This window comes from Ruegeria sp. HKCCD6119 (assembly GCF_013110585.1).
Classification (GTDB): Bacteria; Pseudomonadota; Alphaproteobacteria; order Rhodobacterales; family Rhodobacteraceae; genus Ruegeria.
The window spans coordinates 367,858-389,658 of record NZ_WVQV01000002.1 but is presented as its reverse complement, the minus strand read 5'-3'; the positions used below and the strand labels follow the sequence as shown (position 1 = coordinate 389,658).

Below are 21,801 nucleotides of genomic sequence, written 5' to 3'. Positions count from 1 at the left end.
AGTTCGGAACTGGCCTTATCAGCGCTCTTTGACGTAGGGTTCTCCGCCCGCCCGAGGTGGGATGGCTTTGCCGACGAACCCGGCAAGAATCACCACCGTCAGGATATAGGGCAGGGCGTCCATCACCTGCACGGGAATCACGACGCCACCCAGGTCGATATTTTGGAACCGCAGCGCGATCGCTTGCAGCAGACCGAACAGCAAGCAGGCCCACATGGCATGCCACGGGCGCCACTTGGCAAAGATCAGAGCGGCCAAGGCGATAAAGCCACGACCAGCGGTCATTTCCTTGACAAATCCTGCCTGCAAGGCCGTAGCCAGATAGGCGCCTGCAATACCGCAAAGCACACCACAGATGGCGACAGCGGCGAACCGCAGGCCAACAACCGAGACACCGGCGGTGTCCACTGCGGCAGGGTTCTCACCCACCGCCCGCAGGCGCAGACCGAACCGGGTGCGATACAGAATCCACCACGTGGCCGGAACCATCAGGAACGCGACATAAACCAGGATCGAGTGGCCCGAGAGCAATTCGGAATAGATGGGACCAATAATCGGCACACCGCTGAGGGACTCGGCGAATGGGAAGTTGATCGGTTCGAACCGGCCCCCGCCAAACAGGGAGGGTGTCCGCCCACCTTGCTGAAACCAGCTTTGCGCGACCAGGACAGTCAGGCCCGAGGCCAGAAAGTTGATGGCCACGCCCGATATCAATTGGTTGCCCCGAAATGTGATCGACGCCAGCCCGTGCAGGCCCGACAGCAACAATGAGGATGCGATACCGGCCAGCAGGCCCAGCCACACGGACCCTGTGACAGCTGCGATTGCAGCCGAAAAGAACGCTGACATCAACATTTTGCCTTCGAGACCGATGTCGAAAATCCCGGCCCGTTCCGAAAACAGACCGGCCAGACAGGCAAGCAGCAGTGGCGTGGACAGGCGAATGGTCGAATCCAGAACCTGAATGAGGGTTACGAAAAATTCCATCACTCAGCCCTCTTCCGCATACCCAGGAACAGCTTTTCAAGCGGCATGCGCACCATGTTGTCCAATGCGCCGGTGAACAGGATGACCAATGCCTGAATGACCACGATCAGTTCCCGCGGAATCGAAGCCCACAGCGCCAGCTCGGCGCCGCCCTGATACAGAAATCCGAACAAGAGCGCGGCCAGAAACACGCCGAACGGATGTGAACGCCCCATCAGAGCCACGGCGATGCCAATGAAGCCCGCGCCCTCGGTCGAGTTCATAACAAGTCGCTCGGCCTCGCCCATGACGTTATTGATGGCCATCAGCCCCGCCAGTCCGCCGGAAATCAGCATCGCGACAATCGTGATGCGCACAGGTGAAATACCGGCATAGACAGCGCCAGTCTCGGAATGGCCGTAAGCCCGGATTTCATAACCCAGACGCGTGCGCCAGATCAGTGCCCAGACAACGACGCAGGCAAGCAATGCGATGAAAAAGGTGATGTTCGCCGGGGCGCCACGGAAAACAACGTTCTCTGCGGTCGAGAACATTTCCTGGAAAGAGGGCAGATGCACGCTTTCAGAGAACCGCGCGGTGGCCGGGTCCTGCGACCCTTGGGGGCGCATGACATTGACCAGCATGTAATTCAGGAAAGCAGCGGCGATGAAGTTGAACATGATCGTGGTGATCACGATATGGCTGCCGCGCTTTGCCTGAAGATAGGCCGGAATGGCTGCCCAGAGCGCGCCGAACAGCATCGATGCCGCACAGGCGGCAAGCAAGGCAATGCTCCAATGCGGCCAGTCGACATAAAGACAGACCATGGCCACGCCCAGCCCGCCCAGCATCGCCTGACCTTCGCCCCCGATGTTGAACATACGGGCATGGAAGGCGACGGCCACCGCAAGACCGGTAAACATGAAGTTTGTCGCGTAATAGAGCGTATAGCCCCAACCATAGGTCGATCCCAGCGCACCAGTGACCATCAGTTTGACGGCTTCGACAGGGTTTTCGCCGATGGCGAGGATGACCAGCGCCGAAAGGATTGCGGCCAGTATCAGACTGATCAGCGGGATCAGAACGACATCGGCCCATTTAGGCATTTTTTCCATGTTACGCGGCCTCTCCCGCAACACCGGCCATCAGAAGGCCCAGTTCTTTTTCATCTGTCTCATGGGGCAGGCGTTCTCCCATGATATGTCCGTCAAACATCACCGCGATCCGGTCCGAGAGCGAGAAGATTTCTTCCAGTTCGACCGATACCAGCAGGATTGCCTTGCCCTGATCACGCAGCGCGACAATCTGTTTGTGAATGAACTCGATGGCGCCGATGTCCACGCCCCGCGTGGGTTGCCCGACCAGCAACAGGTCGGGGTTGCGTTCAATCTCGCGGGCGACAACGATTTTCTGCTGGTTGCCGCCCGAGAAACTCTTGGCTGCCAACCAGGGATTGGGCGGGCGGACGTCGAATTTTTCGATCTTGGCTTCGGTATCGGCGCGCAACGCAGCGTTGTCCATGAATATACCGCGTTTATAGGCCGGGTCGCGGTGATACCCGAAGGCCACGTTTTCCCAGGCGTGGAAGTCCATGATCAGGCCTTCGCGCTGCCGGTCTTCGGGCACGTGGGCAATGTGTTGCGCGCGGCGGGCCTGACCATCTGATCCGGCCCCACTCAGTGCCAGCGGTTCGCCGTTCAGCTTGATCGTGCCCTGTCCGGGGCGCATTCCACCAAGAACTTCCAGCAGTTCGGATTGACCATTGCCCGCCACGCCGGCGATGCCGACGATCTCACCTGCGCGCACGGTCAGGTCGATGTTTTTGACCCGTTCAACGCCCGCCGAATCAAAAACGCTGAGATTTTCGATCTCAAGAATGGGTTTGCCGGGCGTCGCGGGCACTTTGTCGACTTGCAGCAGAACCTTGCGGCCGACCATCAGTTCGGCCAACTCCTCGGGGCTGGTCTCGGATGTTTTGACCGTGGCCGTCATTTGCCCGCGCCGCATAACCGACACCGTGTCGGTGTTTTCCATGATCTCGCGCAGTTTGTGCGTGATCACGATGACTGTTTTGCCCTCGGACCGCAGTCGGTCGAGAATGCGGAACAGCTGATCGGCTTCGGCTGGGGTCAACACGCCGGTCGGCTCGTCCAGAATCAGAATTTCTGCCTTGCGGTACAGTGCCTTCAGGATCTCGACCCGCTGCTGCATCCCCACGCCAATCTCGTCGATGCGCTTGTCGGGATCGACAAACAGTTCGTATTCTTCCTCGAGCTCTTTCAGCTCTTTGCGGGCTTTTGCCAGTGATGGCGCCAGCAACCCGCCATCCTCGGCGCCCAGTACGATGTTTTCCAGAACTGTGAAATTTTCCACCAGCTTGAAATGCTGGAACACCATCCCGATGCCCGAGGCGATGGCAGCCTGGCTGTCCGGGATGTCGGTCTTTGTCCCATTGATCCAGATCTCACCTTTGTCGGCTTTGTAAAAGCCGAAGAGAATGCTCATCAACGTGGATTTGCCCGCGCCGTTTTCACCGATGATCCCATGGATCGTACCGGGTGCAACGCTGATCGAGATGTCTTTGTTGGCCTGAACTGGCCCAAAGGCCTTGGATATCCCTTTGAGCTCAATGGCTGGGACGGTCATGTCTTGCCCTCAACTGCCGAGAAACCCATCCAGCTGTCCGCTCGGATGGCGAAGTGGGTGGCGAGGCGGAAGGCACTCTCCCGCCCCGCGCGTAATCAGAACTGCAGTGCCGGGCAGCTGTCGTTCTCGTAATAGCTTACAACATTGATGTCGCCGTTGATGATCGCCTTGCGGGCTTCGTCGACGGCGTCGCTCATGCGAACCGAAACAAGCTCTTTGTTGTTTTCATCCATGGCAACGCCAACCCCATCTTCGGCCAGACCCATGGTGAAAACGCCGGTTTCGACGTTTTCGCCTGCTTTCATCGCTTCATAAACAGCGACGTCCACACGCTTCAGCATCGAAGTCAGCACTTTGCCTGGGTGCAGGTGATTCTGGTTGCTGTCCACACCAATCGACAGGATGTCTTCGTCAGCTGCAGTTTGCAGAACGCCTACGCCGGTTCCGCCGGCAGCAGCGTAAATCACATCAGCGCCCTGGCTGATCTGTGCTTTTGTAAGCTCCGAACCTTTTACCGGATCGTTCCAGGCAGCAGGCGTTGTTCCTGTCATGTTGGCAACAACATTGATGTCTGGGTTCACGGCCTTCGCGCCCTGGGCATAGCCGCATCCGAAATGGCGAATCAACGGGATGTCCATGCCTCCGATGAAACCAACGGTGCCGGATTTCGATGCCATGGCGGCCATCATGCCGACGAGGTAGGACCCTTCGTGCTCGGCAAAGCCAATCTGGCGGATGTTTGGAGCGTCCAGCCAAGTCACGTCAACAGCGACGAATTTGGTGTCGGGGTAGTCACTTGCAACAGCGGCCAGGGCGTCAGCGATTCCGAACCCCATGGTGATGATCGGATTTGCACCGGATTCCGCAAAACGGCGCAGGGCCTGTTCGCGCTGCGGTTCTGCCTGAATTTCGATTTCCAGATACTTGCCGCCGGTTTCATTCGCCCAGCGCTGCGCGCCGTTATAGGCGGCCTCGTTGAAGGACTTGTCGAACTTGCCGCCCAAGTCAAAGATCACCGCCGGCTCGGCCAGAACCGCTCCGGCTGACATTGCGACCGCAGCGGCAGCACCCATCAAGGATTTCATCAGGGTCATTTCAGTCTCCCAATATTATTTTGTTGGCACAGGGTCAGATTAGCCCCGTTCACCCACTTTTAGCGAGCATAACTGTTGTGATGGCGGGTATTAAGGGGGTTTGCAACCACCATGGTCAAATGAATTCTGACCAAATGGTCTAAAAAACGGGCGATTGCCGTTGGGGCAGGCGGCATTCCATTACAAGTGCATCAATTTTTTGGCCCGTTTCGCGTGCATAGTACGCCTTGCGCAGCCCGCACTGCCGATATCCGCATCGATCGTACAGGGAGATGGCCGCAATGTTGTCGGCCGCGACATCCAGAAAGGCACGCGTTGCCAGCAAATCGATCGCCTGATCATGCCATTCCTGCATGAGTCGAAGTGCCAGGCCCTGCCTTTGAAACGAAGGGTGGGTCGCAATTGTCAGCAACTCGGCTTCGCCCGCAATCACCTGAAACAGTGCAAAGCACCGGGAATCTCCGACGGCATAAGTAAAGCGGTTTTTAAGAAGGGCGGCGAATTCGTCTTCTGTCCAGCCGCGCGATTGCGAAAACGCTGCGGCATGGGTCGATGCCATCTCGTGCGGTGTCATTCGTTCAGCAGGACAGGGGGTGTATCGCGGGACGGAGCCGCATCGGCGGGCCTTACGTACAAAGGTGCAGGTGGCAAGCTGGTGCGATCCCAGTGCCGTGCGGCCAGCCGGGCGATGGCTTGTGCCAGCAAGGCAGGGTCAGAGCAGGAATACAACGGCCCGCCAAGTTCCGCTTCGGCCCGAGGCAAGAGACACGGATCGGCACCGGGCATTTTCACATAAACCTGATCGCGCGGGGCAGGGATCGCCGGTATCTGCCCGTCTTCCGCCAGCTCACGCAAGGCATCGAAGCCGGAAACTCCGACCGCAGGGATTTCAAGCCCAAGTGCAAGACCGCGCGCGGCCGAGACCGAAATACGGATGCCGGTGAAGTTACCGGGCCCTATCCCAACGCCGATCGCGTCCAAACTGGCCCAATCACATCCGGTTTCCGCCAGCACGCCTTCCAACAGCGGAAACAATCGTTCGGCTTGTCCGCGTGACATTGCTTCGGCACGAGACGTCACGATTTCGCCATCACGCAACAAAGCGGCCGCGCAATGCGCGGCCGATGTGTCAAACGCCAGAATCGTCGGGTTAGACGGCAACAGGGCGAACCTCGGTCACTTCCGGAATGTAATGGCGCAGAAGGTTTTCGATACCCATCTTCAGGGTCAATGTCGAAGACGGGCAACCCGCGCAGGCCCCCTGCATGTGCAGATAGACCACGCCGCGATCAAACCCGTGGAACGTGATATCACCCCCATCCTGAGCCACGGCAGGACGCACACGGCTGTCCAGCAAGTCCTTGATCTGGTTGACGATATCAGCGTCCTCACCAGAGTGCTCGGCATGGCCCGAGGCCCCGGCGGAATCTGCGCCCATAACAGGCTGGCCGGATTGATAATGCTCCATCACCGCGCCAAGAATGGCCGGTTTGATGTGGTCCCACTGTACGTCGTCCGATTTGGTAACGGTGACAAAATCGTTGCCAAAAAACACGCCAGTCACACCGTTGACCGCAAATATGCGTTTGGCCAGAGGCGATTTTTCGCCCGCTTCCGCAGTTGGGAAATCCGCTGTTCCAGCTTCCAGCACCGTTTGGCCGGGCAGGAATTTCAACGTGGCCGGATTGGGGGTGGATTCGGTCTGGATGAACATGAGGGCGCTCCGTCTGATGTGCTTCTGATATGCGCGCAGGCGCACGGGAAGTCAAGATTTGGAACGATTCTAAATTGCGGAAGAGTATTCTAATGCGTCATCCAGACGGTCATCGCCCCAGAACAACTCTTCCCCGGCCAGAAAACTTGGTGCACCAAACAGACCAAGCGCCTTGGCGCGGGCAGATTGTTCAAACAGGGCCTGTTTTATGTCCGTGTCCCCTGCGCGGTTCATCACGCTGCTGTGCACCCCTGCTTCGTCGAGGCAGGAAGCCAGAACGCTGTCCTCGGAGATATTCTGCCCGGCGCCGAATTCGGCGCTGAAGACGGCCCGAACAAACGCCGCCCGTTCCCGATGATCCTCGATGGCCAGAACCAGACGCGCTGCCCTGAGCGAATTCTGCGGAAAAGGATCGGGCTTTGCAAAAGGAAGCCCGCGCGCCTTGCACAGACGTTCCATATCGCGCCACATGTACCGGCCTTTGGCCGGATACAGGTTGAAAGGTGAGGTGCGCCATCCCTGTTCCGCGAAAATCGGACCCAACAGGAACGAGTGCCATTCAATGGCGACGCCTTTGTCTTGCGCGGCCGCTTCGATCCGCATCGCGCTGAGGTAGGAATAGGTCGAGGCGAATTCGAACCAGAACTGTATCGTGTTCGCCATCGCCGCTCCTCAGGTTATTTCTTCCAGTTTCTCTTTGCTCAGATTACCTGGAACGATCGTGATCGGAATCGGCAGGCTACCCGAGTTCTTTGTCAGTTGAGTCACCAACGGACCGGGACCTTTCTTGTCGGTCCCCGCCCCAAGAACGAGAACACCAATCTCGGGATCGGACTGAACATGTTCGATGATCTCTGGCACGGGATCGCCTTCGCGAATGGCCAGTTCAGGTTCCACGTTCTGTTTGTCCCGCATCCATTTGGCAAACACTTCGAAATGCGCGTGGATACGTTCGCGGGCTTCTTCACGCATGGTTTCGGCCACACCGATCCAGTGATTGAACTCGTCAGGCGGGATGACGGAAAGGACCGTCACACCACCTCCGGTATGGGCAGCCCGCATTGCGGCAAACCGCATCGCGTTCAGGCATTCGCGGCTGTCATCCAGAACGACTAGGAACTTACGCATGGGTATCCTCTTTAGGTTTCCGGGATCATGCCCGACCGATCGCGCGCTGGCAACTCGGGCAAGCCTGGGGCATTGCGCTAGCGTTCGCTTGCAGCCCAATCCCAATAGAGCGCGCGGGCACGGCGAGCAATAGGACCCACCTGAAATTGCGTATCCTCCAGCGCAGTTACCGGTGTGACCTTGCTCATGTTTCCGGACATGAAGACCTCGTCGGCCTCGTGGAAATCCTCGAAGCTCAGAACCGTTTCGTGGACCTTCACACCATCCGCGCGCAGGTTTTTGATATGCCGGGCCCGGGTAATGCCGGCCAGGAAAGTTCCGTTCGGGATCGGTGTAAAGACTTCGCCATCCTTCACCATAAAGATGTTGGCCGTCGCCGTTTCCGCTACATGCCCCATCGCATCGGCCACCAAAGCGTTGGAAAAGCCTTTCGAGCGTGCCTCTTGCAGCATGCGGGCGTTGTTGGGGTAAAGGCACCCCGCTTTGGCGTTTACGACCGCGCTTTCCAGAACCGGGCGGCGGAAGCGCGTGGTCGACAGAGTGGCCGACGAGGTTTCCGGGGCCATTGGGATTTCTTCCAGGCAGATGGCAAAACCGGTGCTGTTTTCCTGCGGGACTATTGCCGTGCTGTCACCGTCGATTCCCCAGTACATCGGACGAATGTAAACGGCTGTGTCCGGGCTGTAGGCCTGCAACCCTTCGCGTACCAACTCGACCATCTGTTCGGTCGTCATGGTCGGCGTCAGCATCAAGGCTTCGGCTGACCGGTTCACCCGTGCGCAATGGGCCTCCAGATCCGGGGCCACCCCGTCAAAATACCGCGCGCCATCAAAGACCGAAGATCCCAGCCAGGCGCCATGATCCGCCGCGCGCATGATGGGTGCGTCCCCCTCATGCCATTGGCCTTGAAAATAGGTCCGGATGTTCGTGCCGGTTGCCATGACGCCCTCCTTTGATTCAGGCAAACCCTAGGAGGGCGTCAGGCGAAGGTCCAGTGCAATCAGCGTGATGCGGCGCCGACCATGCCAACGATTTCGTAGGTCTTTTGCAGGATCGGAGCAGCGATTTCACGTGCGCGCTCGGCACCGCGGGCGAGAATCCGGTCAATCTCGGCCTGATCCCCCATCAGACCTGACATTTCGGTCGAGATCGGAGCCAGTTTCGCCACTGCCAGATCGGCCAGCATCGGTTTGAACTCACCGAACTGCTTGCCGCCTACTTCGGACAGAACCTGTTCGATGGTTTGATCGTTCAGGGCCGCGTAAATATTGACCAGGTTACGCGCCTCGGGGCGGTCCTCGAGCCCTTCGGCTTCTGACGGCAGAGCATCGGGGTCGGTCTTGGCTTTGCGGATTTTCTTGGCAATCGCTTCGGCGTCATCCGTCAGGTTGATCCGGCTCATGTCAGAAGGGTCGGATTTCGACATCTTCTTGGATCCGTCCCTCAGGCTCATGACACGTGTGGCCGCACCTTCGATCACTGGCTCGGTGACGGGGAAGAAATCGACGCCGAAATCGTTGTTGAACTTGATGGCGATGTCGCGGGTCAGCTCAAGATGCTGTTTCTGGTCTTCGCCGACCGGTACGTGGGTTGCGTGGTAGATTAGAATGTCCGCAGCCATCAGAGCAGGATAGGCAAACAAGCCAAGCGAAGCGTTCTGCTGGTTCTTGCCGGCCTTGTCCTTCCATTGGGTCATGCGCTGCATCCAACCCATACGAGCAACACAGTTAAATATCCAAGCCAGTTGCGCGTGTTCCGGCACTTGGCTTTGATTAAACAAAATCGATTTTTCGGGGTTTAGTCCAGAAGCGATGTAACCGGCACAAAGCTCCCGCGTTGCATGCTGTAACTCGATTGGATCTTGCCAGACCGTGATTGCATGAAGATCGACCATGCAATAGATGGTTTCAAATTCCTCGCTTTGCATTCTCACCCAGTTCCGAAGCGCACCGAGATAATTGCCGAGGTGCAGGTTACCCGAAGGCTGTGCGCCGGAAAACACGCGGGGCGTGAACTGGGTCTCGGTCATCAAAGGGAACTCCTGTCTGGAAAAATCAGCCTCCGTCGCTTACCCATGAGGCAAAGGGACGTCAACAGCCGCGAAAGGCCATCCCAATGAGCAGTGAGCATTACACACCCGCCGTTAACCCGTTGCCGCCCGTTGTGGTGGCGCTGGTTCTGTTCATCATCGGCGTCGAACTGGCCTTCACGCTGGGATCGCGCGGTTTGATCGGAGGACCGGCGGCCGTGGGTTGGCGTCTGGACGCGATACAGCACTATGCCTTCTCGGCGGATATTTTCGATTGGATGGTGCTGAACGGGCGTTGGCCGTTCGAACATCTGGTCCGGTTCGTGACCTATCCCTTTGTATCCGCCAACTTTACGCAGGCGATTTTTGTCTGTGTCTTCGTTCTGGCGATGGGAAAAATGGTTGGTGAGGTTTTCGGTGGTGTCCCCATGCTGCTGATCTTCGTCGTCTCGGGGATTGGCGGCGCGTTGAGTTATGCCGTTTTGCTGGACCCGCGCTATCCCCTGATCGGAGGGTTTCCACCTGTTTATGGCCTGATCGGAGCATTCACGTGGTTGTTGTGGCGCAAACTGTCGCTTGTGGGGGCAAATCAGGCGAGGGCGTTTCAGCTGATCGCCGTTCTGATGGGCATTCAGTTCCTGTTTGGTCTGATCTTCGGCGGAAACGTGGAATGGGTCGCCGATCTGGGCGGGTTTGCCACCGGCTTTGGCATGTCATTTCTGGTGGCGCCGGGGGCCTGGGCCCGGATCGTCGGGCGCATCCGCCGCGATTGATCAGGCCCGGCGCAAGGCGCGTTTGAACTCTGACAATTTGAACGCTCCCAGGACATGACCAAGACAGAAATACGAGACGGCGGCGACCACGATCAGGACCAAAAGCGCAAGATAGCGCCAGCCGGGAATGTCCAGCGTCCAACCCAAGAAGTGGATCAACGCAAACAAGACCGCGCCCATGCCGACCGAGGCAAGAACGATCCGTCCCGCACGTGCCCTGAAACGGTCATCGAAACGCGCTTCTTCGCCCATGCGACGTGCCCCGATCGCCAGAAGAACAACCATGGCCCAGCCGGCAGTTGACGCGGCAATCGCAGGGGCGATCCAACCCACCAGCGGAAATAGGCCAAACGCCAAGGCCGCGTTCACGACCATTGCGACCACCGCATAACGGAACGGGGAACGCGTATCCTCGCGCGCAAAGAAAAGGGGTTGCAGCAATTTTTGCAGCATGAATGCAGGCAGACCGATGCCATAGATCGCGACCGCCAGCGCTGTCGCAGCGGTATCCTCGGGGCTGAACTGTCCCCGTTCGAACAGCACCGAAACCAGCGGGTTCGGGATGATCAGGAACGCCACGGTCGACGGCAGCGTCAACAGCAGCATAAATTCCCCGGCGCGGGAAAACGCGTTGCGGGCTCCTTCCTTGTCGTTGACGCGCAGGCGGCGGGACAGGTCTGGCAGCAGGACAATGCCAATGGCGATTCCGACGACGCCCAAAGGCAGTTGGTACAGGCGATCCGCGGCAAACAGCCAACTCACGGCCTTTTCAGTCTTTGATGCCACCAGTTGTCCGACCACCAGATTGACCTGCGTAACCCCCATGGCCAAGGCGGCGGGAACCGCGATGCGGACCATCCGGCGCATCTCGGGCGTCAGGTGGGGCAGGCCGGGTCGGATACGGATACCGGCACGCTCGGTCGCCACCCAGACCAGCACCAGTTGTGCGACGCCGGCGACCGGAATGACCGAGATCAGCCATCGTATCACCTCACCGCCAGAGATGGCCCCGGCGATCAGCGCGGTGCAGGCAAAGATGTTCAGCAAAACAGGTGCCGCTGCGGCCGCTGCGAACCTGCCGGTGGCGTTCAATACACCCGAAAATAACGCCGCCAAGGACATGAAAAGGATATACGGGAACACGACATAGCCATAGTCCACGGCCAGGCCGAAACGTTCATCCCCATGGAACCCTTCGGCCGTCAGCCACACCAGACCCGGCATGAAAACCATGGCCAGCCCGACCAGCGCCAGAACGGCCACGGCCAACAGGTTGAACGCATCCTGCGCGAACCCCTGGGGGTTCTCGTCCGCCTCCAGCCGTTTCGAGAACATGGGCACAAAAGCCGCGTTAAACGCGCCTTCGGCGAAAAAGCGGCGGAACATGTTCGGCAGGCGAAAGGCCGCGACGAAAGCATCCATCACCGGCCCGGGGCCGATGAAGGCGGTCAGCAGAATTTCCCGCAGAAACCCCAGTATTCGACTGGCCAGCGTCCAGAAACCGACCGTAAACAGGCCTGAAAACAAACGGATTTGCTTCATGAGGCCGCACGCTCGGCGCCTTCGGTGATCGCCTTGCGCAGCTTGGCCTCAAGCCCACGTTGCTTGTTTTCCGAATGATATTTCAAGCCGAACATATCCTTGACGTAAAACGTATCGACCACCTGTTCGCCATAGGTCGCGATCACGGCATTGGCGATGTAAACATTCGCTGCCGCGAGGGTCCGGGTCAGATCAAACAGCAGACCCGGACGGTCGCGGGTGTCCACTTCGATGATCGTGTATATTTCAGAGCCGTCATTGTCGAAGGTGATATGCGTTGGAACGTTGAAGGCACGCTCGCGTTTCTTGATCTTGTCGCGTGATTTCAACGCCTCCTTCGCAACCACTTCGCCGCGCAGCGTCTTGTGGATCATCTGCGTAAGACGTGGCAGGCGTGAGGCTTCAAACGGGTGCCCTTCGGCGTCCTGAATCCAGAATGCATCGGTGACATAGCCGTCTTTGGTCGTATAGCTGCGCGCATCCACGACATTCGCGCCGACCAGGGCCAGCGCGCCGGCAATGCGGGCAAAGATACCGGGGTGGTCGCCCATTGCAAAACAGGCTCGGGTTGCGTCGCGATCCTCGTCCGGTTGCAGGCGGATCTCCATCGCGCCGGGGTCGCCGCTTTGTTCCAGCGCACGCAGCATGTTCGCAAACTCGACATGTGTGGCCAGATTGAGACCCTGCCAATACGGGTCATAGTGGCGCCCCGTCTCGGATTTGAGATCGGCCTTGGACCAGGCCGCCAGTTCGGTGCGCAGGGCCTTTTTTGCCTCGGCGCCGCGATTGGCGCGGTTGAGGTCCTCCATCCCGGTCTCCAGCGCGCGCTTGGTTTCGGCGTGAAGGGCACGCAAAAGCGTGGCTTTCCAGTTGTTCCAGGTGTTCGGTCCCACGCCGCGAATGTCGCAGACGGTCAGAACGGTCAACAGGTCCAGCCGTTTGACGGTTTGAACTGCCTTGGCGAAATCGCGCACTGTGCGGGGGTCTGAAATGTCACGTTTCTGTGCCATGTCGGACATCAGCAGGTGATAACGCACCAGCCATTCGACCGTTTCCGAATCTGCTTTGTTCAGGCCCAGTCTTGGTGCCACCTTGCGCGCGATCTGTGCTCCAAGAATCGAGTGATCCTCGGGTCGCCCCTTCGCGATATCATGCAGCAACAGGGCGACATATAGCACCTTGCGATTGACCCCACCTTTCAGAATCGAAGAGGCAAGAGGCAGCGATTCAATCAACTCTCCGCGTTCGATCTGGGCCAGGTTCACGATGCACTGGATGGTATGCTCGTCCACCGTATAGCTGTGGTACATGTTAAACTGCATCATTGCCACGATGGGCTCGAACTCGGGCAGGAAGGCTGACAGCACACCCAGTTCGTTCATCCGCCGCAAGGCACGCTCTGGGTTGCCGTGTTTCAGCATCAGGTCCAGAAAGATGCGCCGCGCCTCTTTGTCATTGCGCATTTCGTCGTCGATCAGATGCAGATTTGCCGCCACCAGACGCATGGCATCCGGATGGATCAGCATTCCTGTTCGCAAGCCTTCTTCGAACAGGCGCAGAAGGTTTACCTTGTCGGACAGAAATTTGTCAGGGTCCGCTACGTCCAGACGACCGTGAACAACCCGGTATCCCGCTTTGATCCGCCGGCGTCTGCGAAAAATGCGCTCCAGCAATGGTGCGCCTTTCACGTGCAGCGCCTCAAGCTTCGTCAGAAAAATCCGCGTCAACTCGCCGACACGCGTGGCCTCGCGGAAATAGCGTTGCATGAACACCTCGACCGCCCGGCGACCGGCGTGATCTTCATAGCCCATGCGCGCTGCAACCTCGACCTGCATGTCAAAAGTCAGTTGCTCGGTGGCGCGACCCGTCACCAGATGCAGATGCGAACGAACGGCCCAAAGAAATTCTTCGGCCTGAACGAAGGTCTTGAACTCTTCCGGGGTGAACAGACCCAAAGGCACAAGTTCGGCCACGTCCTGAACGCCATAGATGTACTTTGCGATCCAGTAGAGGGATTGGAGGTCGCGCAACCCCCCTTTGCCCTCTTTCACGTTGGGCTCGACCTTGTAGCGTTCTCCCTGTTTCAGGTGCCGCTCATCTCGTTCGTTCAGTTTGGCTTCGATGAACTCCCGCTCGGTTCCTTTGAACAGCTCGGTTTTCAGGCGCCGTTCAAGCTCGTCGGCCAGCGCCTTGTCACCCGCCAGATAACGTTGTTCAAGCATTGCTGTGCGGATCGTGAAATCCTCGGTGCCCAGCCGAAGGCAGTCTTTGATCGTGCGCGAGGAATGCCCGACCTTAAGCCTGAGATCCCAAAGGATATAAAGCATCGATTCGATGACGCTTTCGGCCCAGGCCGTGATTTTATAGGGGGTCAGAAACAGCAGATCGACATCCGAAGAGGGCGCCATTTCACCGCGCCCGTATCCGCCAACGGCCAGAACGGCGATCTTTTCACCTTGCGTTGGCGTCGCAAGCGGGTGCAGGCGCGTGCTGGAGACCAGCATCGCGGTTCCGACCAGCTGGTCCGTCAGGTAAGTATAGGAGCGGGTCAGCGCGCGCGCGTCGAACGGACGCTCGCTGAAGGCATCGGCGATGGCTTTGCGACCCGCTTTCTGAGCGTCGCGCAGAATGCGCACTGTTTCAGAGCGCATTTTGCTATTGTCAGAGCTGGTCTCGAACACCTCGGCCAGCGCATCATTGACGCTGACGCTGTCAAAGATGTTTTCGGCAGGGCAAATTAGCGCGCCATCCGGCGCCATGGTCTCGCCCGATCGCTCAGAAACCGGCACCAGAGAAGCTTTGCGGGGCAGGGTCAATCACAACCACCTGTTTATTCTGAATCGTCGCTACGGCAAGGCCGCGTTCATTGGTGCCGTTCGGGCGGAGGCGGAAGATACCGCCAACACCCTGGAAACCGGCATTTTGGGTCAGGGCAGCACCGGTCAGCGCATCGGATTTGCCCTGGCTGACCAAAGCACCAATCGCCGCAATGCCGTCATAGGCCAGACCGCTGATCGGATGAGGCGCTTCTCCATATGTCGCGTTATACCGTTGACGATAGGCTTGGGCCTTTGACGGGTCGGGCAGGGCGAACCATCCCCCTTGCACGCCTGGCAGCTCCAGCGTTTGCGGGGGGATATCCCAACGGGTCAGACCGATGAATTGTGTCGTCGCCGGAGAAACGCCGGCCTCAGGCAGCAATTGCGAGAAAAGTGGCAAGGCACCCGCTGTCGTTGCCGTCATGAAAATCGAGTCCGCCCCTGTCGAATCGACGGTGGCCTTGATGGTGGGAACCGAGTTGATAACACCCTGTTGCGACCGGTCGTATCCGACCGTTCCCGCATTGTTGACCCGGCTGTTTGCCAGTGCATTGGCGATGGCAGCTTGCCCCACTTGCCCCGCGGCATCATTGCTGTGCACGATAACCGTGTTCGTTTTGCCTTGCCTGCCCGCATAATTTACCAGCCGGTTGGCGGTGTTTTCAAAGGTCGGTCCAAGTACAAATACATTGCCACCCGCAATGCTGGTGTTGTTCGAGAACGACAGGACATTCACGTTATTGTTCAGTACGGCCAGCCCGGCAGCGTTTGCCGCCTGGGCGTAAACAGGGCCGACAATGATCTTGGCGCCTTCGGCAACGGCCTGCTGGGCCACCGCTGTCGCCGTGGTCGGATTTCCTGCCGTATCGTAAACACGCAGGTCGATTTTGACGTTAGGCAGATCGGACATTGCCATACGGGCCGCATTCTCAAGGCTCTGCGCCAGCGCGGCGTCGCCCGAGCGGGGAACCAGCAAAGCAACCGGAACAGGATTCGACGTGTCAATCGAAGGGCCACCCCCAACGCCGCCGGGCTCACAAGCGGCCAGAAACGCTGCGGTCGTCAGGGCAATGGCGGCTTTCGCCAGCTTGCTTACGGGCTTGCAAACGGTAAACATCTAAATGAAAACTCCCTGATCCGGCGGCTGTGAATGCTTCTGTTCTGTTGAGCCGCGATAATAAACGTCACGCTGTGAGGGTCCAGCTTTGAATTTCCAAAAGATCAGATTGGCTGCGGGCCTGTATTTTGTTGCCACTCCGATCGGAACCGCGCGCGATATTACGCTCAGGGCGCTGGATGTTCTGGCCTCGGCCGATGTGATAGCGGCGGAGGACACCCGGAGCCTGCGGCGGTTGATGGAAATCCATGGCATCCCGCTGGAGGGTCGGCATATCCAGGCCTACCATGATCACAGCGGCGCCGGGGCGCGTGGCAGACTCATGGATGCCCTGGCGCAGGGGCAATCTGTCGCCTATGCATCCGAGGCGGGTATGCCACTGATCGCTGATCCGGGATATGATCTGGGCAAGCAGGCGGCCGAAGCCGGGCATATGGTGACCTGTGCGCCCGGGGCATCCGCTGCCATAACAGCGCTGACCCTGGCGGGCCTGCCAACGGATTCATTCTTCTTCGCAGGTTTCTTGCCCAATGCATCGGGCGCACGCCGGACTCGGATTGAGGCTTTGAAAAACATACCAGGCACCTTGGTGTTCTACGAATCCCCCAAACGCGTCTCGGCCAGCCTTGCAGATCTTGCGGATTGCCTGGGGGCAGACCGTCAGGCGGCCTTGTGCCGTGAACTGACGAAAAAGTTCGAAGAAATCCGCCGTGGAAGACTGGCCGATCTGGCGGCAGAAATTCAGGAAAAACCGGTCAAGGGTGAGATCGTTCTGCTGGTGGACCGTAGTCATTCGCAAACTGTTAACGAATCCGACGTAGAAGAGGCTTTGAAGCGAGCTTTGGAAACCCACTCGGTTCGGGACGCAGCGGATCTTGTGTCAGAAATGTATGATCTGCCGCGCCGTCCGATTTACCAGAAAGCTCTGAAACTGGGAAAGGGATGACATGGGGCGGCGTGCAATTCAGGGCTCGGTTTCCTATCAGGCGGGGCAGTCGGCCGAGCTTCGGGTCGCCTCGGACTATGAGCGCCGGGGTTTTGCAATTGCGCATCGCCGGTGGCGGGGTGCCGGTGGTGAAATCGATCTGATTGTGCGGGATGGCGACGGGCTCGTGTTCATCGAGGTCAAGAAAAGCTCCAGTTTCGAAAAAGCTGCAGCCCGGATCAGTCAAAGACAAATTGACCGAATCTGTGCCTCGGCCGCGCAATACTTGGAAAACGAACCGGGTGGGCAATTGACCAATGTCCGATTTGACGCGGCACTGGTAGATGGCACTGGCGCGGTTCAAATCATCGAAAACGCCTTCGGTCACGCCTAAGCCCCATTGAACCCTCAGGCCTGCTGGGCCATGTATCTTGCGTGAAACTGAGGGACACGACATGAAAATCGCCTTTCAAATGGACCCGATCGGGGCCGTGGACATCAACGCCGACAGCTCATTCCGTCTGGCGGAGGAGGCGCAGGCGCGCGGTCATTCGTTGTTTTTCTATGGGCCGGATCAGCTGGCCTATCAGGAAGGTCGTATCACGGCGCGCGGCCATGACATGACCGTGCAGCGGGTCGCCGGCGATCCGGCGATTCTGAGCCCCGAACGTGAAGTTGACCTGGCCGATTTCGACGTGGTCTGGCTGCGTCAGGATCCACCCTTTGACATGCATTACATCACGTCCACCCATCTGCTGGACCGCCTGAAAGGGCAAACGCTGGTGGTCAACGACCCGTTCTGGGTGCGGAACTATCCTGAAAAACTGCTGGTTTTGGATTTCCCTGACCTGACGCCGCCGACAACGATTGCCCGTGACATAAAAACGATCAAGGCGTTCAAGGAAAAGCACGGCGATATCATCCTAAAGCCGCTTTATGGCAATGGCGGTGCGGGCGTGTTCCGACTGGATGCCAATGACCGCAACCTGACCTCTCTGCACGAGCTGTTCACGGGGTTCTCGCGCGAGCCTCTGATCGTGCAAAAGTTCCTGCCGGATGTCAGCAATGGCGACAAGCGGGTGATCCTCGTGGACGGTGAACCGGTTGGCGCAATCAACCGGGTGCCAGCCGCGGGCGAAACGCGGTCAAACATGCATGTGGGCGGACGCCCGGAAAAGGTCGGGTTGTCAGAGCGTGATCTGGAGATCTGCGCCGCCATCGGACCGCTACTGAAAGAAAAAGGCCAGATTTTTGTCGGGATCGACATCATTGGCGACTATCTCACCGAAATCAACGTGACCTCGCCCACCGGCATTCAAGAGCTGGAACGGTTCGACGGCGTGAACATCGCCGAGAAGATCTGGCAGGCGATTGAAGCCAAGATCTAGGCCATGACCCGGGCGCTGATGCGAAAGCTCAGCGCCTCTGCAACATGTGGCCTGCGGATGTCGGCTGAACCGTCCAGATCGGCGATCGTCCGCGCCACCCTCAGGATCCGATGAAAGGCACGCGCCGATAGGCCGAACCGATCTGCGGCCTTCAGCAAAACGGCTTTTCCTTCTGCATCGGGTGTTGCGATCTGTTCCAGAACTTTGCCTTCGGCGTCGGAATTCTGACGCAGGTCCGGCATTCCCCGAAACCGCTCTGCCTGTATGGCGCAGGCGTTTTCAACCCGCGCGGCAACTGTCGCCGAGCTGTCGCCGGATGGGGGCAGATCAAGATCGGTGAAGCCCACAGGCGGAACTTCGATCCGCAGGTCGAACCTGTCCATCAGAGGCCCCGAGATACGGTTCAGATAATCCTCGCCGCAGCCGGGTGCGCGAGAGCAGGCGCGCGATGGATCCGTCAGGTAGCCGCATTTGCACGGGTTCGCGGCGGCCACCAGCATGAAACGGCAGGGGTATTTCACGTGGGCATTGGCACGCGCCACCATGACTTCTCCGGATTCTATTGGCTGGCGCAGGGTCTCCAGAACCGTACGGGGAAATTCGGGGAACTCATCCATGAACAGCACGCCGTTATGCGCCAACGAGATCTCACCGGGCTTGGCACCTTTGCCCCCGCCGACAATGGCTGCCATCGAGGCCGTATGATGCGGTTCCCGAAATGGACGCGTGCGGTTGATGCCGCCTTCATCCAGCAACCCGCACAGGGACTGGATCATCGAAGTTTCCAACGCTTCGACTGCGGTCAGCGGTGGCAAGATGCCCGGAAGCCGTGCGGCCAGCATGGATTTGCCCGACCCCGGCGTGCCGATCATGATCAGATGGTGACGCCCGGCTGCCGCGATTTCCAAGGCGCGCTTGGCGCGTTCCTGCCCCTTTACATCGCGCAGATCCCGCACGCTGGGCGCCAGATTCACCTCGCCGGGTTGTGCCGCCGGCAAAGGGCACTGTCCCGAGAAATGGCGGACAACATCGCCCAGGGAACCCGCGCCGATAACCTGAGTGGCGTCGACCCATGCAGCCTCGGCGCTGGAGGCTTTGGGACACAGCAACATGCGATCTTCTGACGCGGCCGTCATGGCCGCGGGCAGGGCGCCGACGACAGGCACCAGAGATCCATCAAGCGACAACTCTCCCAGTGCAACTGTTCCTTCGGCGGCATCGGCTGGGATGACCTCGAGTGCCGATAACAGTGCGACTGCGATGGGCAGGTCGAAATGGCTGCCTTCCTTGGGCAGATCCGCAGGAGACAGGTTGATCGTAATTCGTTTCGACGGCAGAGCGATGGCCATCGCACTCAGCGCGCTGCGGACACGGTCGCGGGCTTCGGACACGGCTTTGTCGGGAAGGCCAACGATGGAAAAGGCCGGCAAGCCGGGCGATACGGCACATTGCACCTCGACCGGGCGGGCTTCGACGCCGTGAAAGGCAACAGTGTGGGCGCGGGCGACCATGGCAGTCCTGTTCTTGGTTAACAGGGTGTTGCTGCCATGATTGTGGTTTAAGAGTCGTTAACGGTTGCGCGCAATGCAGCGAATTTTGGCCACGCGTCGGGATCGGCAATTGTTTTGTCGCGGCAGAATGGATTGCAGAAGCCCCAGCATTTTCCATCCAACTCCAGAAATTCCGCAACGGGTTTGCCGGAATACGGGCAAACTTGGTTGATTGACGGGCCGGAGACCGGCTTGGCGGTTGAAACCCCTCCGATCGGCCAGGGCTTGGACGGCAAATCCTGACGATAGGGAAAAGGGTCGTATCTGACAGTCAGGCCCATTGCGCGCCATTGTCTGACGGCGGGGTCTGACAACAGGTCCAGGCAATAGGTCCGGTTCGCCTTGGAAACTGGCAGCCCATATCCGATGATCCGCGCTGCGACAGGTGAGTAAAACACGTCCACCAGCGAATACGCGCCGAACAACGGGCCTTGTCCCGCACCGGACACTTTGCGTGCATGGTCCCAGAGTATTTCGATGCGTGCCAGATCTGCCAGTGTTTCATCTGAGGGGTCGAAACCTTGCCAGACGTGCAGCAATTGCATCGGGCATTCATCCCGCATGGCACCAAACCCTGCCACCATCTCGGCGCATAGCCAGCGGGCGGTTGCCCGGGCGGCGGGATCTGATGGCCACAACCCGGCATCAGGGTGGCGCTCGGCCAGGGTTTCAGCCATGGCCAGGCTTTCGCCCACCACAGTTCCTTCCGGCAGGCGCAGGGCAGGCACAAGTCGCGCTGGGGCCAAGGGCTCCATATCCTGTGCCATGGTGCCCGAATACAGGCCAATCATGTGGCTTCTGTAGGGAAGGTTGAATTTCTCAAGCATCAACCAGCCACGCATTGACCAGCTGGAGAAGAGGCGGTCGCCGATATGCAAATCATATGTCATACGCAGACGATGCCGCAGGTTCGCAACCCGGTAAAACAGTGATTTGTGTGGGGTCTGTTCACGGAAGGTGATTGATCGTACCGACGGACCACCTGCCTGCGTCGATCAGGATATCCGTTACCGACAGGTTGTCGATTCGGTGTGAAAAGGTCTGTTGTCCGTCCAGATCAAGGGCGCGCTGCACCTGAGTAAGGATAACGCCGAAATGCGCGACGATGACCAGATCGCGGCCTGAATGTACTGAAACAAGCGTGTCGATCGCCGCATCAACCCGATTGCGGACGTCGTTCCAGCTTTCACCTTTCGGAGCGCGGACATCGCCGGGGTTGTCCCAATATGAAAAGGCCAGTTCCGAGTCTTCGGCTTCGATTTCGGAAAATCCGCGCAACTCCCAGTCGCCAAAATGGATTTCCCGCAAGCCCGGATGATGGGGAAGGCGTTGACGTTGACCTTGTATGGCCGTGGCGGTGTCAACCGCCCGTGACAGATCGGACGAGACCACAAGCGCCTCGGGCGGCAAATGGTTGTGCAGACGTTTCAGTGCGGCTGTATCGCTAAGGTCAGCGGGCAGGTCGGACCAGCCGACCATGGTTTTCGCATGTGTCGGCCCGTGTCGAACAAGGTGAAGGCGCATCACGGCATTTGCCCTTTCAGAACCAAGGGCAACCCGGCAGTGATCTGCACCACCAGATCGGCCTGCGCTGCAAGCGCGATGTTCAGCCGCCCCTGTGCTTCGCGAAACCGGCGGGCCAGGGCGTTGTCCGGGACAATGCCGTGGCCAACTTCGTTCGAGACGATCACGATTTGCGCAGGGCATGCACGAAGGGCGTCAAGCAGGGCGGTTTGTGCCGCTTCCAGATCGGTTTCGGCCAGCAGGTGGTTGCTCAGCCACATGGTGGCGCAGTCAATCAGGCAAATCTGATCGGGCGACAACGTGGCCAGAATCGGCCCCGGGTCGAAGGGTTCTTCAACCGTGGTCCAACCGTCGCCGCGCTGCTCAAGATGGCGCTCAATCTTCTGGCGCATCTCGTCATCAAACACTTGTGATGTCGCAAGGTAAACTCGGCTTTTCCCCTGAGAAACAACCAGTTCTTCGGCGAAAACCGACTTGCCCGACGCGGCCCCGCCCAGAACCAAGGTTAAATCCGGCGACACAGTACTTACCTATAGTTGATCCGTTTGGTGCTGTTTTGCGTAATGGTCATAGGTCGGCAAAGCAA

General features: G+C 58.8%; 22 protein-coding genes. 4 read left to right on the top strand and 18 right to left on the bottom strand.

Annotated elements, in window-relative coordinates:
* Positions 1-18 precede the first annotated feature (18 nt).
* The 11 genes from GS611_RS09155 to trpS form a co-directional block, all read right to left on the bottom strand.
* Positions 19-987, bottom strand: coding sequence for an ABC transporter permease (locus GS611_RS09155; RefSeq protein WP_171634895.1), 969 nt, complete (start codon positions 985-987; stop codon positions 19-21).
* A complete protein-coding gene (locus tag GS611_RS09150; protein WP_171634892.1) occupies positions 987-2,081 on the bottom strand; it encodes an ABC transporter permease in 1,095 nt (364 codons plus the stop codon). The genes GS611_RS09155 and GS611_RS09150 overlap by 1 nt, the downstream gene beginning before the upstream one ends.
* Before the next feature lies 1 nt (position 2,082).
* Entirely contained in the window at positions 2,083-3,612 is a 1,530-nt protein-coding gene (locus GS611_RS09145; RefSeq protein WP_171634889.1) for an ABC transporter ATP-binding protein, read from the bottom strand.
* Positions 3,613-3,707: 95 nt separating this feature from the next.
* The gene (locus GS611_RS09140; RefSeq protein WP_171634886.1) at positions 3,708-4,706 is read right to left on the bottom strand and encodes a BMP family protein; all 999 of its coding nucleotides are present in this window, start codon (positions 4,704-4,706) and stop codon (positions 3,708-3,710) included.
* A 139-nt stretch (positions 4,707-4,845) separates the two neighbouring features.
* Positions 4,846-5,280 (bottom strand): N-acetyltransferase, encoded by a 435-nt coding sequence (locus tag GS611_RS09135; RefSeq protein WP_171634883.1) that lies wholly within the window; start codon positions 5,278-5,280, stop codon positions 4,846-4,848.
* Positions 5,277-5,867 carry a tRNA (adenosine(37)-N6)-threonylcarbamoyltransferase complex dimerization subunit type 1 TsaB gene (gene tsaB, locus GS611_RS09130; protein WP_171634882.1) on the bottom strand — a complete coding sequence of 197 codons (591 nt, stop codon included), beginning with the start codon at positions 5,865-5,867 and terminating at the stop codon, positions 5,277-5,279. The genes GS611_RS09135 and tsaB overlap by 4 nt, the downstream gene beginning before the upstream one ends.
* Positions 5,857-6,420, bottom strand: coding sequence for a NifU family protein (locus GS611_RS09125; RefSeq protein ID WP_152456863.1), 564 nt, complete (start codon positions 6,418-6,420; stop codon positions 5,857-5,859). The genes tsaB and GS611_RS09125 overlap by 11 nt, the downstream gene beginning before the upstream one ends.
* Positions 6,421-6,489: 69 nt before the next feature.
* Positions 6,490-7,083 carry a 2-hydroxychromene-2-carboxylate isomerase gene (locus tag GS611_RS09120; protein ID WP_171634881.1) on the bottom strand — a complete coding sequence of 198 codons (594 nt, stop codon included), beginning with the start codon at positions 7,081-7,083 and terminating at the stop codon, positions 6,490-6,492.
* Between the two features lie 9 nt (positions 7,084-7,092).
* Positions 7,093-7,548 (bottom strand): universal stress protein, encoded by a 456-nt coding sequence (locus GS611_RS09115; protein WP_171634880.1) that lies wholly within the window; start codon positions 7,546-7,548, stop codon positions 7,093-7,095.
* Positions 7,549-7,625: 77 nt separating this feature from the next.
* On the bottom strand, positions 7,626-8,489 hold the full coding sequence (locus tag GS611_RS09110) for a branched-chain amino acid aminotransferase (protein ID WP_171634878.1): 864 nt from the start codon (positions 8,487-8,489) through the stop codon (positions 7,626-7,628).
* Positions 8,490-8,548: 59 nt separating this feature from the next.
* Positions 8,549-9,577: a tryptophan--tRNA ligase gene (trpS, locus tag GS611_RS09105; protein WP_171634876.1), complete on the bottom strand. Its 1,029-nt coding sequence runs from the start codon at positions 9,575-9,577 to the stop codon at positions 8,549-8,551.
* A gap of 86 nt (positions 9,578-9,663) precedes the next feature.
* Between trpS and GS611_RS09100 the strand changes: the two genes are divergently transcribed.
* Positions 9,664-10,350 carry a rhomboid family intramembrane serine protease gene (locus GS611_RS09100; protein WP_171634873.1) on the top strand — a complete coding sequence of 229 codons (687 nt, stop codon included), beginning with the start codon at positions 9,664-9,666 and terminating at the stop codon, positions 10,348-10,350.
* Here the strand turns inward: GS611_RS09100 and murJ are convergent, their stop codons facing one another.
* The 3 genes from murJ to GS611_RS09085 are packed head-to-tail and all read right to left on the bottom strand — an operon-like array spanning position 10,351 to position 15,828.
* On the bottom strand, positions 10,351-11,892 hold the full coding sequence (gene murJ, locus GS611_RS09095; RefSeq protein ID WP_171634871.1) for a murein biosynthesis integral membrane protein MurJ: 1,542 nt from the start codon (positions 11,890-11,892) through the stop codon (positions 10,351-10,353).
* Positions 11,889-14,708 (bottom strand): [protein-PII] uridylyltransferase, encoded by a 2,820-nt coding sequence (locus GS611_RS09090; RefSeq protein ID WP_371732237.1) that lies wholly within the window; start codon positions 14,706-14,708, stop codon positions 11,889-11,891. The genes murJ and GS611_RS09090 overlap by 4 nt, the downstream gene beginning before the upstream one ends.
* On the bottom strand, positions 14,668-15,828 hold the full coding sequence (locus GS611_RS09085) for a penicillin-binding protein activator (protein ID WP_171634868.1): 1,161 nt from the start codon (positions 15,826-15,828) through the stop codon (positions 14,668-14,670). The genes GS611_RS09090 and GS611_RS09085 overlap by 41 nt, the downstream gene beginning before the upstream one ends.
* An 88-nt stretch (positions 15,829-15,916) precedes the next feature.
* Between GS611_RS09085 and rsmI the strand changes: the two genes are divergently transcribed.
* The 3 genes from rsmI to gshB all read left to right on the top strand — a co-directional run bounded on the left by rsmI (position 15,917) and on the right by gshB (position 18,141).
* Positions 15,917-16,774: a 16S rRNA (cytidine(1402)-2'-O)-methyltransferase gene (rsmI, locus tag GS611_RS09080; protein WP_171634866.1), complete on the top strand. Its 858-nt coding sequence runs from the start codon at positions 15,917-15,919 to the stop codon at positions 16,772-16,774.
* 1 nt (position 16,775) lies between these two features.
* Positions 16,776-17,147, top strand: a complete 372-nt coding sequence (locus tag GS611_RS09075) for a YraN family protein (RefSeq protein WP_152456873.1) — start codon at positions 16,776-16,778, stop codon at positions 17,145-17,147.
* A gap of 61 nt (positions 17,148-17,208) precedes the next feature.
* The gene (gene gshB / locus GS611_RS09070; protein ID WP_171634863.1) at positions 17,209-18,141 is read left to right on the top strand and encodes a glutathione synthase; all 933 of its coding nucleotides are present in this window, start codon (positions 17,209-17,211) and stop codon (positions 18,139-18,141) included.
* On the opposite strand, the gene GS611_RS09065 is transcribed toward gshB, so the two are convergent.
* From GS611_RS09065 to cobU, 4 genes are read right to left on the bottom strand one after another with little or no spacing between them, the layout of a single operon-like run.
* A complete protein-coding gene (locus GS611_RS09065; protein WP_171634861.1) occupies positions 18,138-19,652 on the bottom strand; it encodes a YifB family Mg chelatase-like AAA ATPase in 1,515 nt (504 codons plus the stop codon). The genes gshB and GS611_RS09065 overlap by 4 nt on opposite strands.
* 47 nt (positions 19,653-19,699) lie before the next feature.
* Complete coding sequence (locus GS611_RS09060) at positions 19,700-20,581, bottom strand: glutathione S-transferase (RefSeq protein WP_171634859.1); 882 nt, start codon at positions 20,579-20,581, stop codon at positions 19,700-19,702.
* A 58-nt stretch (positions 20,582-20,639) separates the two neighbouring features.
* A complete protein-coding gene (locus GS611_RS09055) occupies positions 20,640-21,218 on the bottom strand; it encodes a histidine phosphatase family protein (protein ID WP_171634855.1) in 579 nt (192 codons plus the stop codon).
* Entirely contained in the window at positions 21,215-21,736 is a 522-nt protein-coding gene (gene cobU, locus GS611_RS09050) for a bifunctional adenosylcobinamide kinase/adenosylcobinamide-phosphate guanylyltransferase (RefSeq protein WP_171634852.1), read from the bottom strand. The genes GS611_RS09055 and cobU overlap by 4 nt, the downstream gene beginning before the upstream one ends.
* Between the last annotated feature and the right edge of the window lie 65 nt (positions 21,737-21,801).